The organism is Prauserella muralis, from assembly GCF_003202285.1.
GTDB classification, from domain to species: Bacteria; Actinomycetota; Actinomycetes; order Mycobacteriales; family Pseudonocardiaceae; genus Prauserella_B; species Prauserella_B muralis.
Genome location: NZ_MASW01000001.1, coordinates 1,506,495 through 1,522,168 on the forward strand (window position 1 = coordinate 1,506,495; position 15,674 = coordinate 1,522,168).

Annotated in this window: 18 protein-coding genes and 1 pseudogene; 5 read left to right on the top strand and 14 right to left on the bottom strand. The window is 68.7% G+C overall.

The features are described from left to right. Positions 1-83: 83 nt before the first annotated feature. The 10 genes from BAY60_RS08190 to BAY60_RS08235 form a co-directional block, all read right to left on the bottom strand. A complete protein-coding gene (locus BAY60_RS08190; protein WP_112280150.1) occupies positions 84-1,415 on the bottom strand; it encodes a DUF3987 domain-containing protein in 1,332 nt (443 codons plus the stop codon). Continuing rightward, positions 1,416-1,901 carry a WhiB family transcriptional regulator gene (locus BAY60_RS08195; RefSeq protein WP_112280151.1) on the bottom strand — a complete coding sequence of 162 codons (486 nt, stop codon included), beginning with the start codon at positions 1,899-1,901 and terminating at the stop codon, positions 1,416-1,418. Further along, positions 1,901-2,785, bottom strand: coding sequence for a bifunctional DNA primase/polymerase (locus BAY60_RS08200; RefSeq protein WP_112280152.1), 885 nt, complete (start codon positions 2,783-2,785; stop codon positions 1,901-1,903). Before BAY60_RS08200 ends, BAY60_RS08195 begins: the two co-directional genes overlap by 1 nt. Before the next feature lie 271 nt (positions 2,786-3,056). After that, the gene (locus tag BAY60_RS08205; protein ID WP_112280153.1) at positions 3,057-5,285 is read right to left on the bottom strand and encodes a zonular occludens toxin domain-containing protein; all 2,229 of its coding nucleotides are present in this window, start codon (positions 5,283-5,285) and stop codon (positions 3,057-3,059) included. Next, the gene (locus BAY60_RS08210) at positions 5,282-6,439 is read right to left on the bottom strand and encodes a hypothetical protein (protein WP_112280154.1); all 1,158 of its coding nucleotides are present in this window, start codon (positions 6,437-6,439) and stop codon (positions 5,282-5,284) included. Before BAY60_RS08210 ends, BAY60_RS08205 begins: the two co-directional genes overlap by 4 nt. After that, positions 6,436-6,777 carry a hypothetical protein gene (locus tag BAY60_RS08215; protein WP_211330203.1) on the bottom strand — a complete coding sequence of 114 codons (342 nt, stop codon included), beginning with the start codon at positions 6,775-6,777 and terminating at the stop codon, positions 6,436-6,438. Before BAY60_RS08215 ends, BAY60_RS08210 begins: the two co-directional genes overlap by 4 nt. Beyond that, entirely contained in the window at positions 6,764-7,027 is a 264-nt protein-coding gene (locus BAY60_RS08220) for a hypothetical protein (RefSeq protein ID WP_112280155.1), read from the bottom strand. Before BAY60_RS08220 ends, BAY60_RS08215 begins: the two co-directional genes overlap by 14 nt. 55 nt (positions 7,028-7,082) lie before the next feature. Then, positions 7,083-7,343, bottom strand: a complete 261-nt coding sequence (locus BAY60_RS08225; RefSeq protein ID WP_112280156.1) for a hypothetical protein — start codon at positions 7,341-7,343, stop codon at positions 7,083-7,085. A gap of 104 nt (positions 7,344-7,447) precedes the next feature. After that, positions 7,448-7,639: a hypothetical protein gene (locus BAY60_RS08230; protein WP_112280157.1), complete on the bottom strand. Its 192-nt coding sequence runs from the start codon at positions 7,637-7,639 to the stop codon at positions 7,448-7,450. Next, positions 7,639-7,983, bottom strand: coding sequence for a hypothetical protein (locus tag BAY60_RS08235; protein ID WP_211330204.1), 345 nt, complete (start codon positions 7,981-7,983; stop codon positions 7,639-7,641). Before BAY60_RS08235 ends, BAY60_RS08230 begins: the two co-directional genes overlap by 1 nt. Positions 7,984-8,103: 120 nt before the next feature. On the opposite strand from BAY60_RS08235, the gene BAY60_RS08240 reads away from it, so the two are divergent. Beyond that, positions 8,104-8,451, top strand: coding sequence for a GntR family transcriptional regulator (locus BAY60_RS08240; protein ID WP_245992423.1), 348 nt, complete (start codon positions 8,104-8,106; stop codon positions 8,449-8,451). Here BAY60_RS08240 and BAY60_RS08245 read toward each other — a convergent pair. Beyond that, complete coding sequence (locus tag BAY60_RS08245; protein ID WP_112280159.1) at positions 8,432-8,635, bottom strand: hypothetical protein; 204 nt, start codon at positions 8,633-8,635, stop codon at positions 8,432-8,434. The genes BAY60_RS08240 and BAY60_RS08245 overlap by 20 nt on opposite strands. Before the next feature lie 159 nt (positions 8,636-8,794). On the opposite strand from BAY60_RS08245, the gene BAY60_RS08250 reads away from it, so the two are divergent. Both BAY60_RS08250 and BAY60_RS08255 read left to right on the top strand, forming a co-directional pair. Further along, entirely contained in the window at positions 8,795-10,009 is a 1,215-nt protein-coding gene (locus BAY60_RS08250) for an NsdA family TPR-like regulatory protein (protein ID WP_112280160.1), read from the top strand. Next, positions 10,006-10,539, top strand: coding sequence for an rRNA adenine N-6-methyltransferase family protein (locus BAY60_RS08255; protein WP_170160331.1), 534 nt, complete (start codon positions 10,006-10,008; stop codon positions 10,537-10,539). The genes BAY60_RS08250 and BAY60_RS08255 overlap by 4 nt, the downstream gene beginning before the upstream one ends. Here BAY60_RS08255 and BAY60_RS36730 read toward each other — a convergent pair. The 3 genes from BAY60_RS36730 to BAY60_RS08265 form a co-directional block, all read right to left on the bottom strand. Beyond that, positions 10,502-11,785: a pentapeptide repeat-containing protein gene (locus BAY60_RS36730; RefSeq protein ID WP_146770989.1), complete on the bottom strand. Its 1,284-nt coding sequence runs from the start codon at positions 11,783-11,785 to the stop codon at positions 10,502-10,504. The genes BAY60_RS08255 and BAY60_RS36730 overlap by 38 nt on opposite strands. A gap of 328 nt (positions 11,786-12,113) precedes the next feature. Next, a complete protein-coding gene (locus BAY60_RS08260; protein WP_112280803.1) occupies positions 12,114-12,716 on the bottom strand; it encodes a response regulator transcription factor in 603 nt (200 codons plus the stop codon). Further along, positions 12,713-13,897: a sensor histidine kinase gene (locus BAY60_RS08265; protein WP_245992369.1), complete on the bottom strand. Its 1,185-nt coding sequence runs from the start codon at positions 13,895-13,897 to the stop codon at positions 12,713-12,715. The genes BAY60_RS08260 and BAY60_RS08265 overlap by 4 nt, the downstream gene beginning before the upstream one ends. 121 nt (positions 13,898-14,018) lie before the next feature. Between BAY60_RS08265 and BAY60_RS38580 the strand changes: the two are divergent. Both BAY60_RS38580 and BAY60_RS08275 read left to right on the top strand, forming a co-directional pair. Continuing rightward, a pseudogene (locus BAY60_RS38580) lies at positions 14,019-14,947 on the top strand (ABC transporter ATP-binding protein). Continuing rightward, positions 14,944-15,669: an ABC transporter permease gene (locus BAY60_RS08275; protein WP_112280163.1), complete on the top strand. Its 726-nt coding sequence runs from the start codon at positions 14,944-14,946 to the stop codon at positions 15,667-15,669. Before BAY60_RS38580 ends, BAY60_RS08275 begins: the two are co-directional and overlap by 4 nt. The last annotated feature ends 5 nt before the right edge of the window (positions 15,670-15,674 follow it).

The following is a 15,674-nucleotide window of genomic DNA, read 5'->3' on the forward strand; positions in this document are numbered from 1 at the left end:
TGTGACCTGGGGGTTTGTGGGGAGCAAAGTTCGTGGTTACGAACTTTGCTCGGCGGGTTTGCGCTGGTGAGGGGCAAACTTCGTTAGTTCGTTTGGTTCGTGGGGTCGTCGGGGGCGCGGGCGCTGTAGATCTCGGTGCCGCGTCCGCCTCCTTCGCGGCGGTGGACGCTGCGGGTGATGCGCCCGGCGTCGATGAGCTGGTCGAGCAGGGCGGTGATCTCGGCGGCTTTCTTGTTGCCGCCGAAGAAGTCGCGGGTGATGTCTTTGCGGGTGCGGCCCTGCTGGCCTGCCTCGGCGATCCAGGCGGCGAGGCGGGTGGGGGTTTGGGTGTCGATGAACAGGGCGCGGGCGGAGTCGATGGAGTAGCGCACGAGCGCGGCGGCCGGGGTGAGGTGGGCGGCGTGGATGGCGGGTTCGCCGTCGAGGGCGGCGTGGATTCCGGCGATGCGCTTGCAGTACGGGAGGGCGCGGGAGACGAACTGGGCGACCTTGGGGTGGTGGGTGTCGGTGTTGAACTCCAGGTACAGCTCCCGCCACAGTGGGCGGGCGTCGTCGGCGAGGTCGAGCACGCCGAGGCGGCCGCCGGTGTCGAGCCGGTCGGCCAACCCGGCCGCCAGCGACAGCACGAGGTGGGGGTCGGCGCCTGCGCTGTCGGGCAGGGCTTTGGACCAGGCGACCGCCAGCGGCAGGAAGCGGTTGTAGGTGCCGCCTGCCATGTCGGCGTCGGAGAGTCTGGCGCGGAACTCGTCGGGGGTGATGTGGGCGAGGATGCCCACGTGCGACTCGGGGGCGACGCGGGCGTTGACGGTGAGGGTGGACAGGTCGCCGCCCTCCCACGCGGCGCGCAGGATGTGGGAGAGGCTGTTGCCCTCGCGTTTCATCTTGGCCATCACCCCGCCCCACTCGTTCTCGAAGGCGAGCAGCCGCAGATCCCGTGGTTGCGCGTCGGGGTCGGCTTCGTCGTCGCCGAGGGCGAACTGTTGGGCCAGGCCCTCGCCGGAGGTGAGCCCGGACTTGACGTTGGCGGTGACGAAGTTGCGGTCGGCCTCGGCGATGACCCGCTTGGCCGCCGACCAGGAGGTGCCTTTCTTGCCGGTGTTGGTGTGGCCGATGATGAGCGGCCACACGAGCAGCGGGTGGTGGTCGTCGCCCGCCCGCACGTGCGGGTCGCGGCCCAGGTGGACCCCGGCGAAGCACAGCAGCGACGCCAGAATCGCGATCGGGTCGGCCTCGCTGGTCGGCTCCACCTGCCGCACGAGGTGGCCGAGGTAGCAGTCGAACACCGCGTCGTCCACAGTGGGCAGCCACGACCGGGCACGCGAGACCGCCAGGGCGGCGCGGGCCTCGAACGTGTCGGCATCGGCGGGCACGTGCGGCGGGTGCACGACCCGCAGCGGGCGGGCGGGCATCGACATTTAGGCGACCTCCTCCAGGCGTTGGCGGGCGCGTTCGACGGTGCGGGGGCTGATCGCCAGGCGGGTGGCGACTTCGGTGGCGGTGAGCCCGGCGCGGGTGAGCCGCGCGATTTCGCGGTCCCGGGCGTGGGTGCGCGGCCGGTGCGGCTGGACGGGTGCGGGGAGTTGGCGGCGTTCGCGGGTGGTGAGTCCGCCCCAAATGCCTTCGACGTCGGGGTGGGCGAGGGCGTAGTCGAGGCAGTCCCGGCGTACGGGGCAGTGCTGGCAGATGCGGCGGGCGGTGGCGATGTTGGCGCGGATGTCGGGGTCGCGTTCGGGGAAGAACGCGTCGGGGTCGGTGTCGCGGCAGGCGGCGTGTTCGTGCCAGGCGAGGTCGTCGGCGGTCAGGCCGAAGTCGGCCCAGGACACGACGGGCTGGCGGGTGCGGGCCAGCGGGTTGCGCCCGGCGATGCCGAGGTGGGGGTGGCGGTGTCGAGGTGCGGGCATCAGGCGGCGTCCTTCCTGTGCACGGGGTTGGCGGCCCCGGCGGTGAGTCCGGCGTCGACGACGCGGGCGACTTCGCGGGCGTCGGGCGGCCAGTGCTCGGGGCCGATGAGGGTGTTTCCGGCGGCGAGCAGTTCGGCGCGGGCGGTGGCGTGGTCGATGAGTCCGGCCCCGACCTTGCGGCCGATCGTGTAGGCCGCCGAGGACAGCACCGCGTTATGGCTGCCTGGCTGCGCCGCTCGCACGCGCTGCGTCTCGCCCCGCAGTGCCGCCGACCCGTAGGCGGTGGCGTCGGCAGAGCGGACCTCAACGGGCGCTGAGTGGGCCGTAGGCAGGCGAACGGAGGCGGCCTGGACCAACCAGGCCGGGAGTTCGACCGGGTCGCGTTCGTCGGCGAGCTCGTAGCCGCCCTCGCCGGTGATCGAGCCCGGCCCCACCACGTATCCGCCCCCGGCGCGGGTGTCCACCCGCGAGCAGATCTGGCTTTGGGTGTTGCGCAGGTGCACGCCGGGCGGGCAGCGGTAGTACCAGTGCCGCCCACCCGAGGGCGTGGTCACGGTGAAGGTCTCCGGCAGGGGCGCGCCGCGCTCAGCGGCCACCGCGGCCAGGGCGGTCGCGCCGTCCGGCCCGGTCTCGCCGTCCTTGGCGGTGTCGAGGTCGATGACCACAAGCCGGGCCGGGCCGGTCGCCACGGCGATGTTGTAGTGGTCGGCACTCCAGCAGCGGCGGATACGGGCGGGGTCGGTGGTGGCGCGCTGCTCCCAGGCCTTCACGGCGGGCTGGCGCTTCGTGCCGGGCCGCAACGGGAACACGGGCCAGCCCATCGCGGCCAGATACAGCGCCCAGTCCAGCAGCGCATCCTGCGCGGTGGTGGTTGTGGTGCTCATCGAAACCCTTCGATCAGTGACGGTGTGTGACGGTGTGTGGCTGGTTTCGGCATGGGGGTGCCGTGGCGTCGCCCCGTGGGGAGGGAGCGGCGTCGAGGGATGCGGGTGTGTGGTGGTGGCGGGTGTGCGGCCTGCGCTGGGGGCGGGTCCCCGGCCTCCCTGGCCTCCCCGGTGTGGTGGTTTGTGCTGGTCGTGCCGGGGGAGGTGGGTTGGGGAGGCGGTCGGGGAGTTTTCCCCCGGATTCGGGGCCTCCCCGGCCCGCTTCCCTGGGCTATTCGTCGTCGGTGGGGTCGCCGTTGGCGTGGTCGGGGTCCGCGAGGTCGTCACGTTCGGTGAGGGCTTCGCGGACGCGGGCGGCGCTGACCTGCATGACGCCGTGGGACTTGTAGGGGGCGGCGTCGTGCTCGGCGAGGAACGCGGTCAGCCGTTGCGGGGTCCAGTCGCCGTAGGTGGCGCGGTCGCGTTCGGTGAGGCGCTGCAGGACGTTCTGCGTCTTCATGCGGGGCTGGTCACCGAGCACGGCGGCGATGTCGGCCAGCGGGTCCACCTCGTCGGCAACGGGTTCGTGTTCGGGTTGCGGGAGGGTGGCCTGCTGGCGGAGCTGCAGCGCGCGCTTGGTGACGCGGTGCGCGTCGTCCTGGTTGACGTAGAAGCTGCGCAGCAGGCCGGGTTTGGCAGTGAACCCGCGCTGCATGCAGGTGCCGATATCGCCGGGGCCTTCGTCCGTCTTCGGCGTCAACCCGACCGCCGAGATGCCGGTCTTGTAGGAGCCGGTGCCGAGCACGGCATCGTTGCCGTTCTGGTCGCCGATGGCGAAGCACGCCTTGTTGCTGGCAATTGTGATGATCTTGCGTGGCAGGGCGTCCTTGGACGGCTCCGGGGTGAGAAACATCAGGGTGATGGCGTACTTGCGGGCGGTGGACATGAGTTTCGAGGCGACCTCGATGGCGGCCTTGCCGTGCTTGCCGAGGAAGAGGTTCTGGCACTCATCGATCACCACCACACGCGGCCGCAACCGGGCGTCCTTGGCGGCGATCTGGCGTGTCACGGCACGGGCGTCGTGCTCCCGCAACGCCTGCCCCCGCACGGCGAGGTCCTCATACAGGGAGGTCAGCAGGTTCATGCACGCGTCCACGGTCTCCTCACCCGCACCCGTCTTGAGCGAGCGCAGGCGGGGTTTCATGGGCTCGAAGTCGGCGTTTTCGGCCATCACGATCACGTCGATGTCGACCAGCGGGTCCAGCATCGCGCCCAACGTGAGCGTGATCGCGAGGGTGGACTTGCCGGAGCCCATCATGCCGCCGAAGACGTAGTTGGCCTCGAACAACCGGCCCCGCACCACATCGCCCTTGATCGTGACCCCGGCCGGAACACCCTGGAAGTAGTCGGTGCAGGCGTGGTCGAGGTCGTCGAGCAGCGGCCACGGATCGACCGGCCCGGACAGCGCCCCTGACTTGGCCACCCACAAATCCAGCACGGCCGGTTTGGGTTCGGTGGGCCACACCTCGATCGGGTAGCGGACCAGGTTGTGCGCCAGGGTGGTCTTGCGCTTGACGATCTCCTCGACCGGGCACGCGGGTGGGAGCGCGAGCTGGGCGCGCCAGCCCTTGCCGTCGATGGTTGGCGGCATCAGGAACTTGATTCGCCAGCCTTCCTTGATGGCCTGGTTGAAGCCCCGGATGTTGAGGTTGTGCAGCGCGTTGAGGATCGTGCCCTCATCGGGTAGGCCGTCCATCACGTCGCCCTCGCCCGTGGGTGTGGCCAGCCAGGAGGGCATCTCCGCATGCTTGCGGCCCTGCTGATACAGGTAGAACAACCCCAGCGCGGTGCCGCCGAGCAGCAGAAACACCCCATAGGCGGTCAGGAACCACACCGTGAACGCCACCGCGTCCACCACCGCTGAGATCGGGCCGATCACGTCGGCGATGTCCCCGGAGTTGACCGCGAGGATGATGCCGAGGACCAGCAGGAACCCGGCCAGCCCGGCCAGGCCAACCGCCCCGGCTTTGATCCACTGCCCGGGGGCGGTGATCCAGTCCATGACCCGCTGGTGACGGCGCTGCTTTTCGGCCACGTCGGCTTCCTGCCAGTAGCGCAGCTTCTCCTCATCGCCCGCGGCCTCGGCGGCCCGCATCTGCCGCTCGTAGCGGTTCGCGCCGTGCGTGTCGCGCCACCGCTTCGCCACCACCCCGGCCCCGGCCAGCGGATAGCCCAGGGCGTGGCGCACCACCGTCTTCGTGCGCTGATGCGTGGCCACGGTCTTCACCGTGCGGGCCACAACCACCACGTCGTGCTTGTAGCCCTGATACCGGGCGATGGCCTGCGCCTTCTGGCTGGTCAAGCGGTGGTACTCCTCATCGGAGACCAGCTCGCCCTCCACCACGTCGGCGTCGGACGTGGCCGGAGACTGCGCGGTGGTGTCGGCGCGGGTGGGCAGGTAGTGCACCCGCGCCAGTTCCCGGTCCCCGTCGTGCGGGGTGTTGTGGTCGTGGGTGGTCATTGGTGGCCTCCCTGGCGGTACTCGTCGCGGAGCTGGCGCGCGTACTTCGGCGCGCAGCGCAGCGCCTTGCGGATGGACTCGGCGGAGGTGGGATCGACCTGCCCGGCTTCGATCGCCGCGTCCAGCGCGGCGCGCAGCTCGGCCAGCGACCGGCCGACTCGGCCGCCGATGCGGCCCCGATCGGCCCTCGATTTTTCCTGGTCACCGGTCGGGTCGAGGGTGCCGACCGCACCCCGATCACCCGGGTCCGACTCGCCCTCGCTCGCCTCCGGATGCGGGTTGGCCGGCAAAGTGCCGGTGGCGAGCAGCCCGGCCAGCTCGCCGTCCCAATCCGTCGAGGCCGACTCAACGGGCAGGCCGGGCACGATCGCCGCCTCCAGACGGCGGCGGGTGCGTCCGGCGAGCACGTAGCGGCCCGGGGTGTAGACCAGCCGGGCGGCGCCGTGGGCGTCGATCTCGGCGACGGCGTGGCGCACGGCGGCCCGGCGCACCCGGGCGACCTTGCGGGCGGCCTGCCGGTCGATGCGGGCTTCGGCGCGTTCGGTGCGGGTGCGGCGGGCACCGGCCACGGTGAGCTGATGCGCCACCACCCCGGCCACCGACACCAGCCCCATCGCCGCACCGGCCGACAGGCCCCGCTCCAGGCCGTGCAGCAGGTTGAGGGTGAAGTTCACCCCGGCGAACAGCCACACACCCACCTGCAGCGCCCACACCGGCCGCTGCGGGTAGCGGGCACGGGAGACCTCCACGGCCAGGGCGAAGGCCCACATGCCCAGCTCTGAGAGCAGCGGCAGCGCTAACCCGATGGCCATCCCGTAGAGGTGGTGGCCGTAGTCGGCCATCGCCGGGACCGCCATCGCCGCCGACACCAGCGCCAGCGGATAGATCAGCAGGTGCACCACATGCGCCCCCGCCCACCCGCGTAGCGCCGCCAGCTTGGCCGCACGCTGCGCGCGCCGCTTGTCCTTGGCCGCCTGCTTGGCTTCGGCACACTGCTGCTGGTGGGCGTGTTCCTGTGCGGTGGCCGCGCGCCGTGCGTCGGCCATCGCCGCCATCCGCACCGCCTCGGCCTCGGCAGCGGCCAGCTGGTCGGCGCGCTTGGCCTCGGCTTCGGCGGCCCGGTCCTTGCGGCGTTCCTCCCGCCACGAACTCATGCGCTCGCCCCCTTCTCCCCCGTACCCGCCTGCCCGACACCCTCGGCGGCGGCGTTCTCGGTGGTGTCCGTGTCGTCGGCCCCGACGGCGGTCAGGGCGCGCCGCTGGCGCTCCGCTGTGATCTGGTTGCGAGCGCGGGCCAGGCGCACCTCGTTCGCCGCCCACCCGGCCGCCACGAGCCCGGACAGCAGCCCGAACCAGCCGTTCACGGTCGCGGCCAGCACCGTGGGCAGGGCGACGCCGGTCAGCTCGCCGACGTGCCACACGCACCACTCCGTGGCGATTTCGGTGCGGGTACGGGGGTGGCCCGTGTGGACGTTCGTGTCACGCGAAGGCATGGCGCTCCCCCTCCCGGAAACGGGTGTGATCATGACGGTGGTCGTAGAAGTCGTTCACCGGCCGCCGGGGCTCTCGGCTGGCCTGGCGCGAGGCGTAGCCGTCGATGCGGTGCAGCACCCCTTCCAGCACCCGGGCCAGCAGCACCAGCGGAATCCGCAGCAGATGCAGGGTCAGAAACAGCAGCACCGCGCCAACGAAACGGAGCAGCGCCACCGTCCCGAACCGACTGAGTACGTCGAACAGCGACATCAGACCGCCACCCCCTCAGCCAGCGTCGGCACCGACTGCTTGCGGTTGCGGGGGTTCATCCGACCTCACCCGCCTCGATCGCGGCGGCCCGTGACGCGAACCGGTAGTGGCTGGCGTGCAGGGCCTCCCACAACCCCAGCGCCGCCGCATAGGCGGGATCGCTGACCACCGCGTCGGGGTCGGTACTGCCCACCCGCTGCTCGGCGGCCTGCCGGACGAAACCGACCCAGGCGTCCACCGCGCGCAAAGCCTCACGCAGCTGGCGCAGCGCGTCCTCCCGCGCGGCCGCCGCGTCGGCGCTGATCTCGCCTACCATCGGGGTCCTTCCCGTCGAGTCCGTTGCTGGCTGGTTGGGGAGTCCCGGCCTGGTCGTGTTCTTGGCGGAAGGCGCCAGGCCGGGGTCACAGGCAAGCCGCACGGTCATCGCTTGCCCCCGTTCTTCTTGATCCGCTCGCACGCCGGGCACCTCGAGCCGGGCAGGCCGAACAACCGCCACGTGTCCGTCTCGTAGTTGCCCGCCGTCTGCGTCGCCCCGCACAGCGCCCAAATCCGGCCCGACCACAACGACTTCCGCGCCGTGACGTGCACCAACCCCTGGTCCTTCGTGCCCATCAGGCCGCCACCTCCCCGTCGCGCACCACCCACGCGGCCACGCTCTTGCCCTGACCGGGCACGCCAGCAATGAGCGCCTTGCGATCCAGCAGGGCGAGCGCATCGCGAACCGCGCGCCGCTGCGCCCGGCGAGCACGGTCGACATCGGTGAACGGACGCAGTGCACGCGATGCCGCCGCACCGGCCTCGGCTGCCAGCTCGCGGTCAACCTCGTCAATCAGCGCGTCGATCTCGGCGACCTCCGCAGCCATCTCCTCCTCCTTCGTGACACTCCAGATGTCCTGGTCGAACGCCAGGTCAACCGACTCGCGGGCCTGGCGGCTGGTGATCCGTGCGGTCTTCATGGCTTCCCTTCGTTGTCCGATGACGCACATTAACTTAAGTCAAAATGAGTCATCGTGTCGCTCCGCTATCCGGGTGAACTAAGTCAGTGGTGGTCATCCCCGGCTATGCTCGGGCTCGTGATGAGCGATGAGCCGGGTCTTGCGCGCTACGAGCAGGTAGCGGAGTCCATCCGTCGAGCCATCCGCAGCGGCAAGCTCAAGCCGGGGGAGCAGCTACCGTCCAGCAGGGAGCTGGCGAAGGAACACGACGTCGCGATGAACACCGCACAGCGCGCCGTGAGTACCCTTCGCGATGAGGGCTGGCTTGTCGTTCGGCCTACCGTTGGAGCGTTCGTCACGAACGCCATTCCCGAGACTTCGCCCAACCTTCGTGAGGCTGTCGCTGACCTGCAGGAAACGGTCACTGAGCTGCAGCGTCGCCTCGCCGACGTCGAAGCTGCCATCGGGACTAGAACGCCTGCCGAATGAAGCTGACGAGGCCGTCGATGATGTCCGAGCCCAACCCCACGAGCGCCTTGGCCCACGCTGCCGCGTCGCTCGGAAACCTCACGACGATCACCACGAGCGCGATCGTGACGGCGATTCCTACGAGCTTCCGGATGGTGCCGCCACCGTTGCTGGCCAGTGCCTGCAGTGGGTCCTTCTTTCCCATCGGGGTCTCCTCCCTTGATCGGTCGTCCGGCTTGCTGCCGTTGAGATCAAGAGTCGTCGGAAACGAACGCCCCAGGTAGATGAGCCGGGGGTGAGCCGGTTGCGCATCTCTCGGCTCACCCCCAGCCTGAGCAGGCAAAATGCAGCGTGGGGAGGTGCTGTGGGGGACGAAGAGCAGACGAAGCTTAAGCGCGCACGGACGGCCAAGGGCTGGTCGCAGAACGACGTGTGTGCGCGGCTGGCGCGTGCTCGCCGAACGCGCGGCCAGATGCCGCCGAAGCCTGAGAGCGTGCTTCGCCAGTACCGGTGGTGGGAGCAGGGGAAGAAGAAGGCGACCGAGTGGCAAGACGAGCTGTGTGACGTCTTCGGGATGTCCCCGCAAGCCCTCGGGCTGGTCGAGGAGCCCGCGCCGTCACCGCTGATCGTGCCGACGGCCCCGCCAGCGGTCGTCGACTATGGCGACACCGTGTACCTCGAGTCGGCGCGCGCCTATCTCAGGCACCTTGTCGCGCTCGATAACCGATTCGGCGCGGCCGACATCGTGCGCATGTCGGTCCGGTTCTTCAAGTCGCTGCAGAACCTCCTCGGGACCGGGGCCTACGAACCAGCTATAGAACAGGACCTCAACGCACTGACCGGCGAGGTTGCCGAGTTGGCGGGGTGGCTGGCATACGACGCCGAAAAACACGACCTCGTTCGCAGGATGAACCAGGAATCGCTCTACTACACACGGCTGGCGGGCGACCGGAACATCGAACTGCTGACGCTCCAGAATGCGAGCATGCACGCCGGTGCGATGGGCAGGCCCAATGAAGCGCTGCAAATCGCCAGGTCGGTGCTTGAAGGCGGCTACGATCTCTCACCCCGTATCCGCGCTCTTTTCCTGACCAGAAAAGCGCGGGCGCTTGCGCAAGGTGGTGACGAGTCTGCGATGTCTTTGTTCACCGAGATTGAGTCGTTGTACCTGGAAGGGGTACGGGATGATGATCCGGACTGGGCTTGGTGGATTGACGAGCGCGAACTGGCGTGGCACAAGGCGATGGCAACACAATCCTTGCAGCGGGACGGCCTGGCAATCGCGGAGTTTGAACACTCCGTGGAAGCGACCGCACCAGCAGAAACACGAAGCCAGTACTTGCACCGCGCCTACCTGCTGCAAGCTCAAATTGACCTGGGCACATGGAATGACGCGGAGGCGACCATCAAGTCGCTCCTTCCGCTGATTCCTGAGGTTGAATCGACCCGAACGAAAGTCCTGCTGCGCGAGGCCATCGCCAAGGTCGCGGCGCACCAGAAGGTTCCGGCGAATATCGAGAGCGGAATCGCTCAGCTCGGGATAGCGTTGGACGATGCGGACATGACGGAGGCATGGTGAACAACGACGAACTGAGCGTGCTCGCAGACCCGATGTTCGAACAGTACTTCCTAGTCTCTCCGGACAAGCTGGCCCTGGTGTACGAAGCAGCAGGAATCCGGCCCGACGACGCAGTGCTCGAAGTCGGCGCCGGGGCCGGAACAGTCGCTCGCAACATGCCGCCCTGCAAGAGCCTCACCGTCGTCGAACTCGACACCCGGCTAATCGACACCCTGCGCCGCCAGGTACCCCACGCGACGGTCATACAGGGCGACGCACTACGGCTGGTCCGTGAACTCCGCTACGACGTGCTGATCGGCAACTTGCCAAACGTGGTGACGGAAGCGCTGGTCGATGTACTGCCGGAACTGTCCTTCCGTACTGCAGTACTCGCGGCGGGGCAGCGCACAGACTTCGATCGACTGCGCGAGACGTTCGACGTCAGCGAAGTCACGACGATCTCAGGTGCCGACTTCACGCCGCCACAGCCAAGCGTGTCGCGGATAGTCCGCCTCACTCGTCGCGATGCTCACACTTCGCAGTCTGTGTGAGCACGCGCGATTCGGGCACCGGTTCCCCTTCATCAGTCTGAAGCAGACGCAAACCTTTTTCGCCGGAAGTTAAGGCCCATCCATATGGTGGCACTCGCTCGCTGTCCCCATCCGTCGGTGGAATAGTCGTGTCTGTGAACTGAAAATGGGGCGGGTCCCAGCCACCTTGGGCAAGATTGAAGTCGTCATAATGAGCTGTGCTTAGCGTAACCTCTCCGAAGTTGAAATCGCCGTTAAAGGAAGTTCTAGAAAAGTCGGCACGGCTTCCGAGTGTAGCGCCGAAAAAGAACGCCGCCTCGTCGATGGTGGCCTCTGTCATCACTAAGACGCAGGAAAAGAAAGCCCTTGTAAAGACGACGCCGCCATCAAACATGCACCTCTGAAACAAGGCTGGACTGTCGAATGCGCTCTCAAAAAACCATGTCAGCGTGGAGAACCTTGCTTCGTAGAATGTGGCAGTTCCGACGAATCGTGCGTTTGAGAATTTCGCCTCGTTGACTGTACACTGTTCTAGTGAGAAGTTAACAAGCGTTGCGCCGCGCAGATCGAGACTAACGTCGGTCCATCGTGGTTGTTGGTCGACATCTGACCTGCGCAGGTTGAGTTCGAGAATTCGCTGAGCGGTGAGTCGGACCTGCAATTCCTCGGATGCGGACTTATCTTTGTCAACGACGCAGGGTTCTTGTCCTTGAAGGTATTGGTCCGTAAGGTCCTGCCGCTCCTCGCCAAAGGGCATGCGCAGGTATGCGCAAATTACATTGACAATGGTCTGTCGATGCTCGGGATGCTGTTGGGCTAGTCGTTCTAGCGCATATAACCCCCCAAGACGGACCGGTGCTGCTGACGAGCCGAGTTGTTCGACGGCCGTCGTATAGAGTTCGGTGACTCTTCTTTCTGTTGCGTCGAATTCATTAGTAGCGGCGACCGCTGCCTCGTGTGCTCTTACTGCCTTCGCGATCCGGGCGTTCTCCCGGAGCTGTAGTTCTGTCGAGCGTTGCCGACGCGCGGCGAGCCAAAGCGCGATCGCGCCCCCAGCGCCCAACGTGAGGCTAAGCGCAGTCCGGAGGGCGTCCAATTCTGTAGCGACTTGCGCCGTATCGGCTCCGCTTCTGACGAAGGAGAGGAGCGACCACACCGCAACGACTGTCAGCGCAGCGACGAGAACGACGGCAAGGGCGACCCATCTCCACGAGAGTACGGGGAGCGCCGCAAGTTCGTCGGAACTTGGCTCCTTGTCGTTGCTCATAGATCTAATCTACGAGCCGGGAGCGCGCTGAGTAACGTCACCAATGGCACCGCGCGGCAAGGGTACGGCAAAGCTGCGCTGTCGCGGCTCGAAAAGCCTGGTCAGCACCGGTTTGCTGATCCGTCTGTAAATCAGCCGGCACAGCCTACGGGGGTTCGAATCCCTCACCCGCCACACGAGCTGAAACGCCCCGCTGACCTGCCAAGACAGGGCAGCGGGGCGTTCTTCCGTTGTCGGACGTTCTCGGGCCCACGCGGCTACTTGTGCCGATGCGGTCCCACGGAGCCACCAGCCGTGCAGCGAAGGCGCCCACGCGACTGGGGAAGCGTCAGATCCAGCCTTCTTCCCAGGCCTTGCGGGCGGCTTCGTGGCGGGTGTCGACGCCGAGCTTCGTCATCGCCGACGACAGGTAGTTGCGCACGGTTCCGGACGCCAGGTGTGCTCGCTCGGCGATCGTGTTGACCGTGCCCCCGTCCTGGGCGTACCGCAGCAGCTCCAGCTCCCGCTCGGTCAGTGGGCAGCTCGTCGCGGACAGTGCCGACGCCGCGATCTCGGGGTCGACGTAGCGCTTTCCCGCGTGCACGTCCCGCAGGATCTCCGCGAGTCTGCTCGCCGGTGTGGTCTTGGGCACGAACCCGCGCACGCCGCCCGCGAGCGCACGCTTGAGCACGCCTGGCCGGGCGTGCCGGGTCACGATGACCACCGGGATCTCCGACTCGGTGTGCAGCCGTCGCGCGGCATCCAGCCCGTCCCAGCCCGGCATCTCCAGGTCGAGCACCGCGAGGTCCGGACGATGTGCGCGCACCAGGTCGACGGCGGCCCTGCCGTTGCTGGCCTGCCCGACCACCTCGATGTCATCCTCGAGCTCGAGCAGGGCGGCGAGCGCGCCGCGGATCAGGTCCTCGTCGTCGGCCAGCACGATCCGGATCATGCGTCGCCCCCGCCCGGTTTCCGCGCCGTGCCGCACAGTTCGAACCAGCCCTCGCCGGACGGGCGGGCACTCACCTCGCCGCCGAGCGTGGCGAAGCGTTCGCGCAGCCCGGCGATGCCACTGCCTGCCGGGTCCGGGTGCGCCGACGTGCCGTCGTTCGCGAGCCGCACGCGTGCCACGGGGCCTTCCGTGTCGAGCGCGAGCTCGCACCGCCTCGCCTGGCTGTGCCGCAGGATGTTCGTCGTGCCCTCCCGCACCAGCGCACCGAACAGGTCCTGCAACGGCGGGGGCACCGCGCCCAGGGTGCCCCGTACCTCCATCTCGATGCCCGCCGCGCCGAGCAGCTCGACGGCGTTGGTGATCTCGGTGTCGAGACTCGTCGTCCGGTAGCCCCGCACGACGCGGCGCGTGTCCCGCAGCGCCGTTCTCGCCAGCTCGGTCAGCTCGGTGGCGTGCGCGCGGGCGGCCTCGTCGTCGTGCCCGATGAGACGCTCCGTGAGCTCGCCCTTGAGCATGATCGCCTGCAGGTGGTGACCCTGGATGTCGTGCAGGTCCGACGCGAACCGCAGCCGCTCGCGGGCCACGGCGAGCTCCTCGTTCGCCGCCCGGGCGCGGTCGACCTCGACCACCGCGTCCCAGAACCAGAGCTGCGCGACGTCCACCAGCGTGAGAAACGCCGTGATGCCGAGCGCGAGCGCCGCCACGAGCCAGGGGAACCACGGACCGCCGGCGGCGTCGCGCAGCGGCGTCGCGGCGAAACAGACCAGCGCCACGAGCACGGAAACCAGCAGTGCGGCACGGACGCGCCATCGTGATGGCAGGTTCAGCACCACGGCCCCGCCGACGAGCGCGGGCAGGAACGCCCACGTCACCGGCGCAGGGTCGAGCGCGACTCCGGCACCCCAGGCCAGCAGGGCCACGGCGACAGTGACGACGTGCTCGGCGCGTGGTCCACCGGGGTGGCCCGTGTCGCGGACGGCCTGGTGGACCAGCCGGACCCGCTGCACGCCGCTCACGACGGCCGCCGCGGACAGCGGCACCAGAACGGGCAGTGCCAGGCCCCCGGTCGCCGGCAGCACGGGCATCAACACGAACACGCTCGTCGTGACCAGCGTCCACAGCGTGTACCGGCGCAGGCGGTGAATCCGGCGCCCTTCGAGCGCGATCGTCGCTTCGGTCACCCGGCAACGATAGTCAGGGGGCCGGTCGTGACATCTGTCATGGCCCGCTCGTGTGAATCGCATCCGGACGGCTGACGTCCGGTCCTACCGGTCGCGTATCCCGAACGGCACGCTGCAGGACATGAGAGACGTCGTTGTCGCGGTCGAGGACCTGCGCTGCGCGTACGGGGATTTCGAGGCCGTGCGCGGTGTGAGCTTCGAGGTATGCAGGGGTGAGCTGTTCGCGTTGCTCGGTACGAACGGCGCGGGCAAGACCACGACGATGGAGACCGTCGAGGGACACCGGGCACCGACCGGTGGCCGGGTGCGCGTACTGGGGGCGGACCCGTTCCGGCAGCGTGCCGCCGTGCGCCGGTCGGCGGGGATCATGTTGCAGCACAGCGGTTTCGCCGGGGACCTCACGGTGCTCGAGTCCGCCGGCTGTGGCAGCACATGATCGGTCGACCGTCCGACATGGAACGTCCACTGGAGAGGCTCGGGCTCGCGCACCGCGCGGACGTACGAGTCAAGCAGCTTTCCGGCGGCGAGAAGCGGCGCCTCGATCTGGTACTGGCCACGATGGGGGAACCGGAGCTGCTGTTCCTGGACGAACCCACCACCGGTCTCGACCCCGAGTCGAGGATGGCCACGTGGGAGGTCATCCGCGACCTGCTCGCCGGCGGCACCACCGTGCTGCTCACCACGCACTATCTCGAGGAGGCCGAACGGCTCGCGCACCGGCTGGCGATCATGCACGAAGGCCGGATCGCCGTCTCCGGCGGCCTCGTCGACGTGCTCGACAGCGAGCGCGCGCGGATCGACTTCGAGCTGGCGGAGGGAGCCGCGTTGCCCGAGGTCCGCGGCGACATCGACCGGGACCGGCTGGCCGAAGGACTCGTGCGGATACGTACCCGCGAGCTGCAGCGCGACCTGACCACCGTCGTGGGCTGGGCCGAGGCGAGCGGGGTGCGACTGCGCCGGTTCCGCGCCCACCACGCGTCGCTCGACGACGTCTTCCACGGCGTCGTCAACTCGATTGGTTCCGACACCCAGGAGGGGGCGTTCCGATGAGCGCGGCACTGGGCGCCATCTTCCGCGCCGAGCTGAAACTGCTTCTGCGCAACATCGTCGTCGCCACGACGGCGATACTGTTGCCGCTCGCGATCGCGGGCATGTTCCTCGTCTCCGGCGCGCAGGGTGATGGCGAGGCCGACTGGTCGTACCCGATGTCGCTCATGCTGGTCACGGTGTTCGGCATGTCCGGCTGCGTGACGGCCTCCGCGACGTTGTGCTACCGGCGCGACGAGCTGTACCTGAAGCGGTTGCGGTCGGGGGTGGTCTCGGACGCCACCATCCTCGCGGGCGTGCTCGCGCCGGTGGTGCTGGTGACCCTGGTGCAGGGGGTGCTGATGACGGTCCTCACGGGCATCGTCACCTCCGCCGTGCCCGACCCGTTGCCGATGCTCGTGGTGCTCGTGCTGGGCACGGTGATGAGCGTGGGGCTGGGCATGGCGGTGACGGGTTTCGCGTCGTCGGGCGAGCAGGCCCAGACCCTGGCGACGCCCGTGTTCCTCGGGCTGATCGGCAGCGCGGTCTGGGCCGGGATGAGCCTGCCGGACATCGAGGGTGTGCGGCTCGTGCTGCCCGGCGGGGCGGTGGTGGACCTGCTGCGCGTCGCCTACGACGACAGCCGCTTCACCGAACTGGTGCCCGGCGCGGCGGTGCTGGCGGCGTGGGCTGCGGTCGGGGTGCTGACGGCACGTCGCTACTTCCGCTGGGAGCCCCGCTCGTGACTGGC

Excerpts from the sequence above, each read along its gene's own strand:
- BAY60_RS08215 (WP_211330203.1), bottom strand. The coding sequence starts at position 6,777 with ATGCCTTCGCGTGACACGAACGTCCACACGGGCCACCCCCGTACCCGC.
- BAY60_RS08220 (WP_112280155.1), bottom strand. The coding sequence starts at position 7,027 with ATGTCGCTGTTCGACGTACTCAGTCGGTTCGGGACGGTGGCGCTGCTC.
- BAY60_RS08190 (WP_112280150.1), bottom strand. The coding sequence starts at position 1,415 with ATGTCGATGCCCGCCCGCCCGCTGCGGGTCGTGCACCCGCCGCACGTG.
- BAY60_RS08275 (WP_112280163.1), top strand. The coding sequence starts at position 14,944 with ATGAGCGCGGCACTGGGCGCCATCTTCCGCGCCGAGCTGAAACTGCTT.
- BAY60_RS08240 (WP_245992423.1), top strand. The coding sequence starts at position 8,104 with ATGAGCGATGAGCCGGGTCTTGCGCGCTACGAGCAGGTAGCGGAGTCC.
- BAY60_RS08200 (WP_112280152.1), bottom strand. The coding sequence starts at position 2,785 with ATGAGCACCACAACCACCACCGCGCAGGATGCGCTGCTGGACTGGGCG.
- BAY60_RS08210 (WP_112280154.1), bottom strand. The coding sequence starts at position 6,439 with ATGAGTTCGTGGCGGGAGGAACGCCGCAAGGACCGGGCCGCCGAAGCC.
- BAY60_RS08225 (WP_112280156.1), bottom strand. The coding sequence starts at position 7,343 with ATGGTAGGCGAGATCAGCGCCGACGCGGCGGCCGCGCGGGAGGACGCG.
- BAY60_RS08235 (WP_211330204.1), bottom strand. The coding sequence starts at position 7,983 with ATGAAGACCGCACGGATCACCAGCCGCCAGGCCCGCGAGTCGGTTGAC.
- BAY60_RS08245 (WP_112280159.1), bottom strand. The coding sequence starts at position 8,635 with ATGGGAAAGAAGGACCCACTGCAGGCACTGGCCAGCAACGGTGGCGGC.
- BAY60_RS36730 (WP_146770989.1), bottom strand. The coding sequence starts at position 11,785 with ATGAGCAACGACAAGGAGCCAAGTTCCGACGAACTTGCGGCGCTCCCC.
- BAY60_RS08260 (WP_112280803.1), bottom strand. The coding sequence starts at position 12,716 with ATGATCCGGATCGTGCTGGCCGACGACGAGGACCTGATCCGCGGCGCG.
- BAY60_RS08230 (WP_112280157.1), bottom strand. The coding sequence starts at position 7,639 with ATGGGCACGAAGGACCAGGGGTTGGTGCACGTCACGGCGCGGAAGTCG.
- BAY60_RS08195 (WP_112280151.1), bottom strand. The coding sequence starts at position 1,901 with ATGCCCGCACCTCGACACCGCCACCCCCACCTCGGCATCGCCGGGCGC.
- BAY60_RS08205 (WP_112280153.1), bottom strand. The coding sequence starts at position 5,285 with ATGACCACCCACGACCACAACACCCCGCACGACGGGGACCGGGAACTG.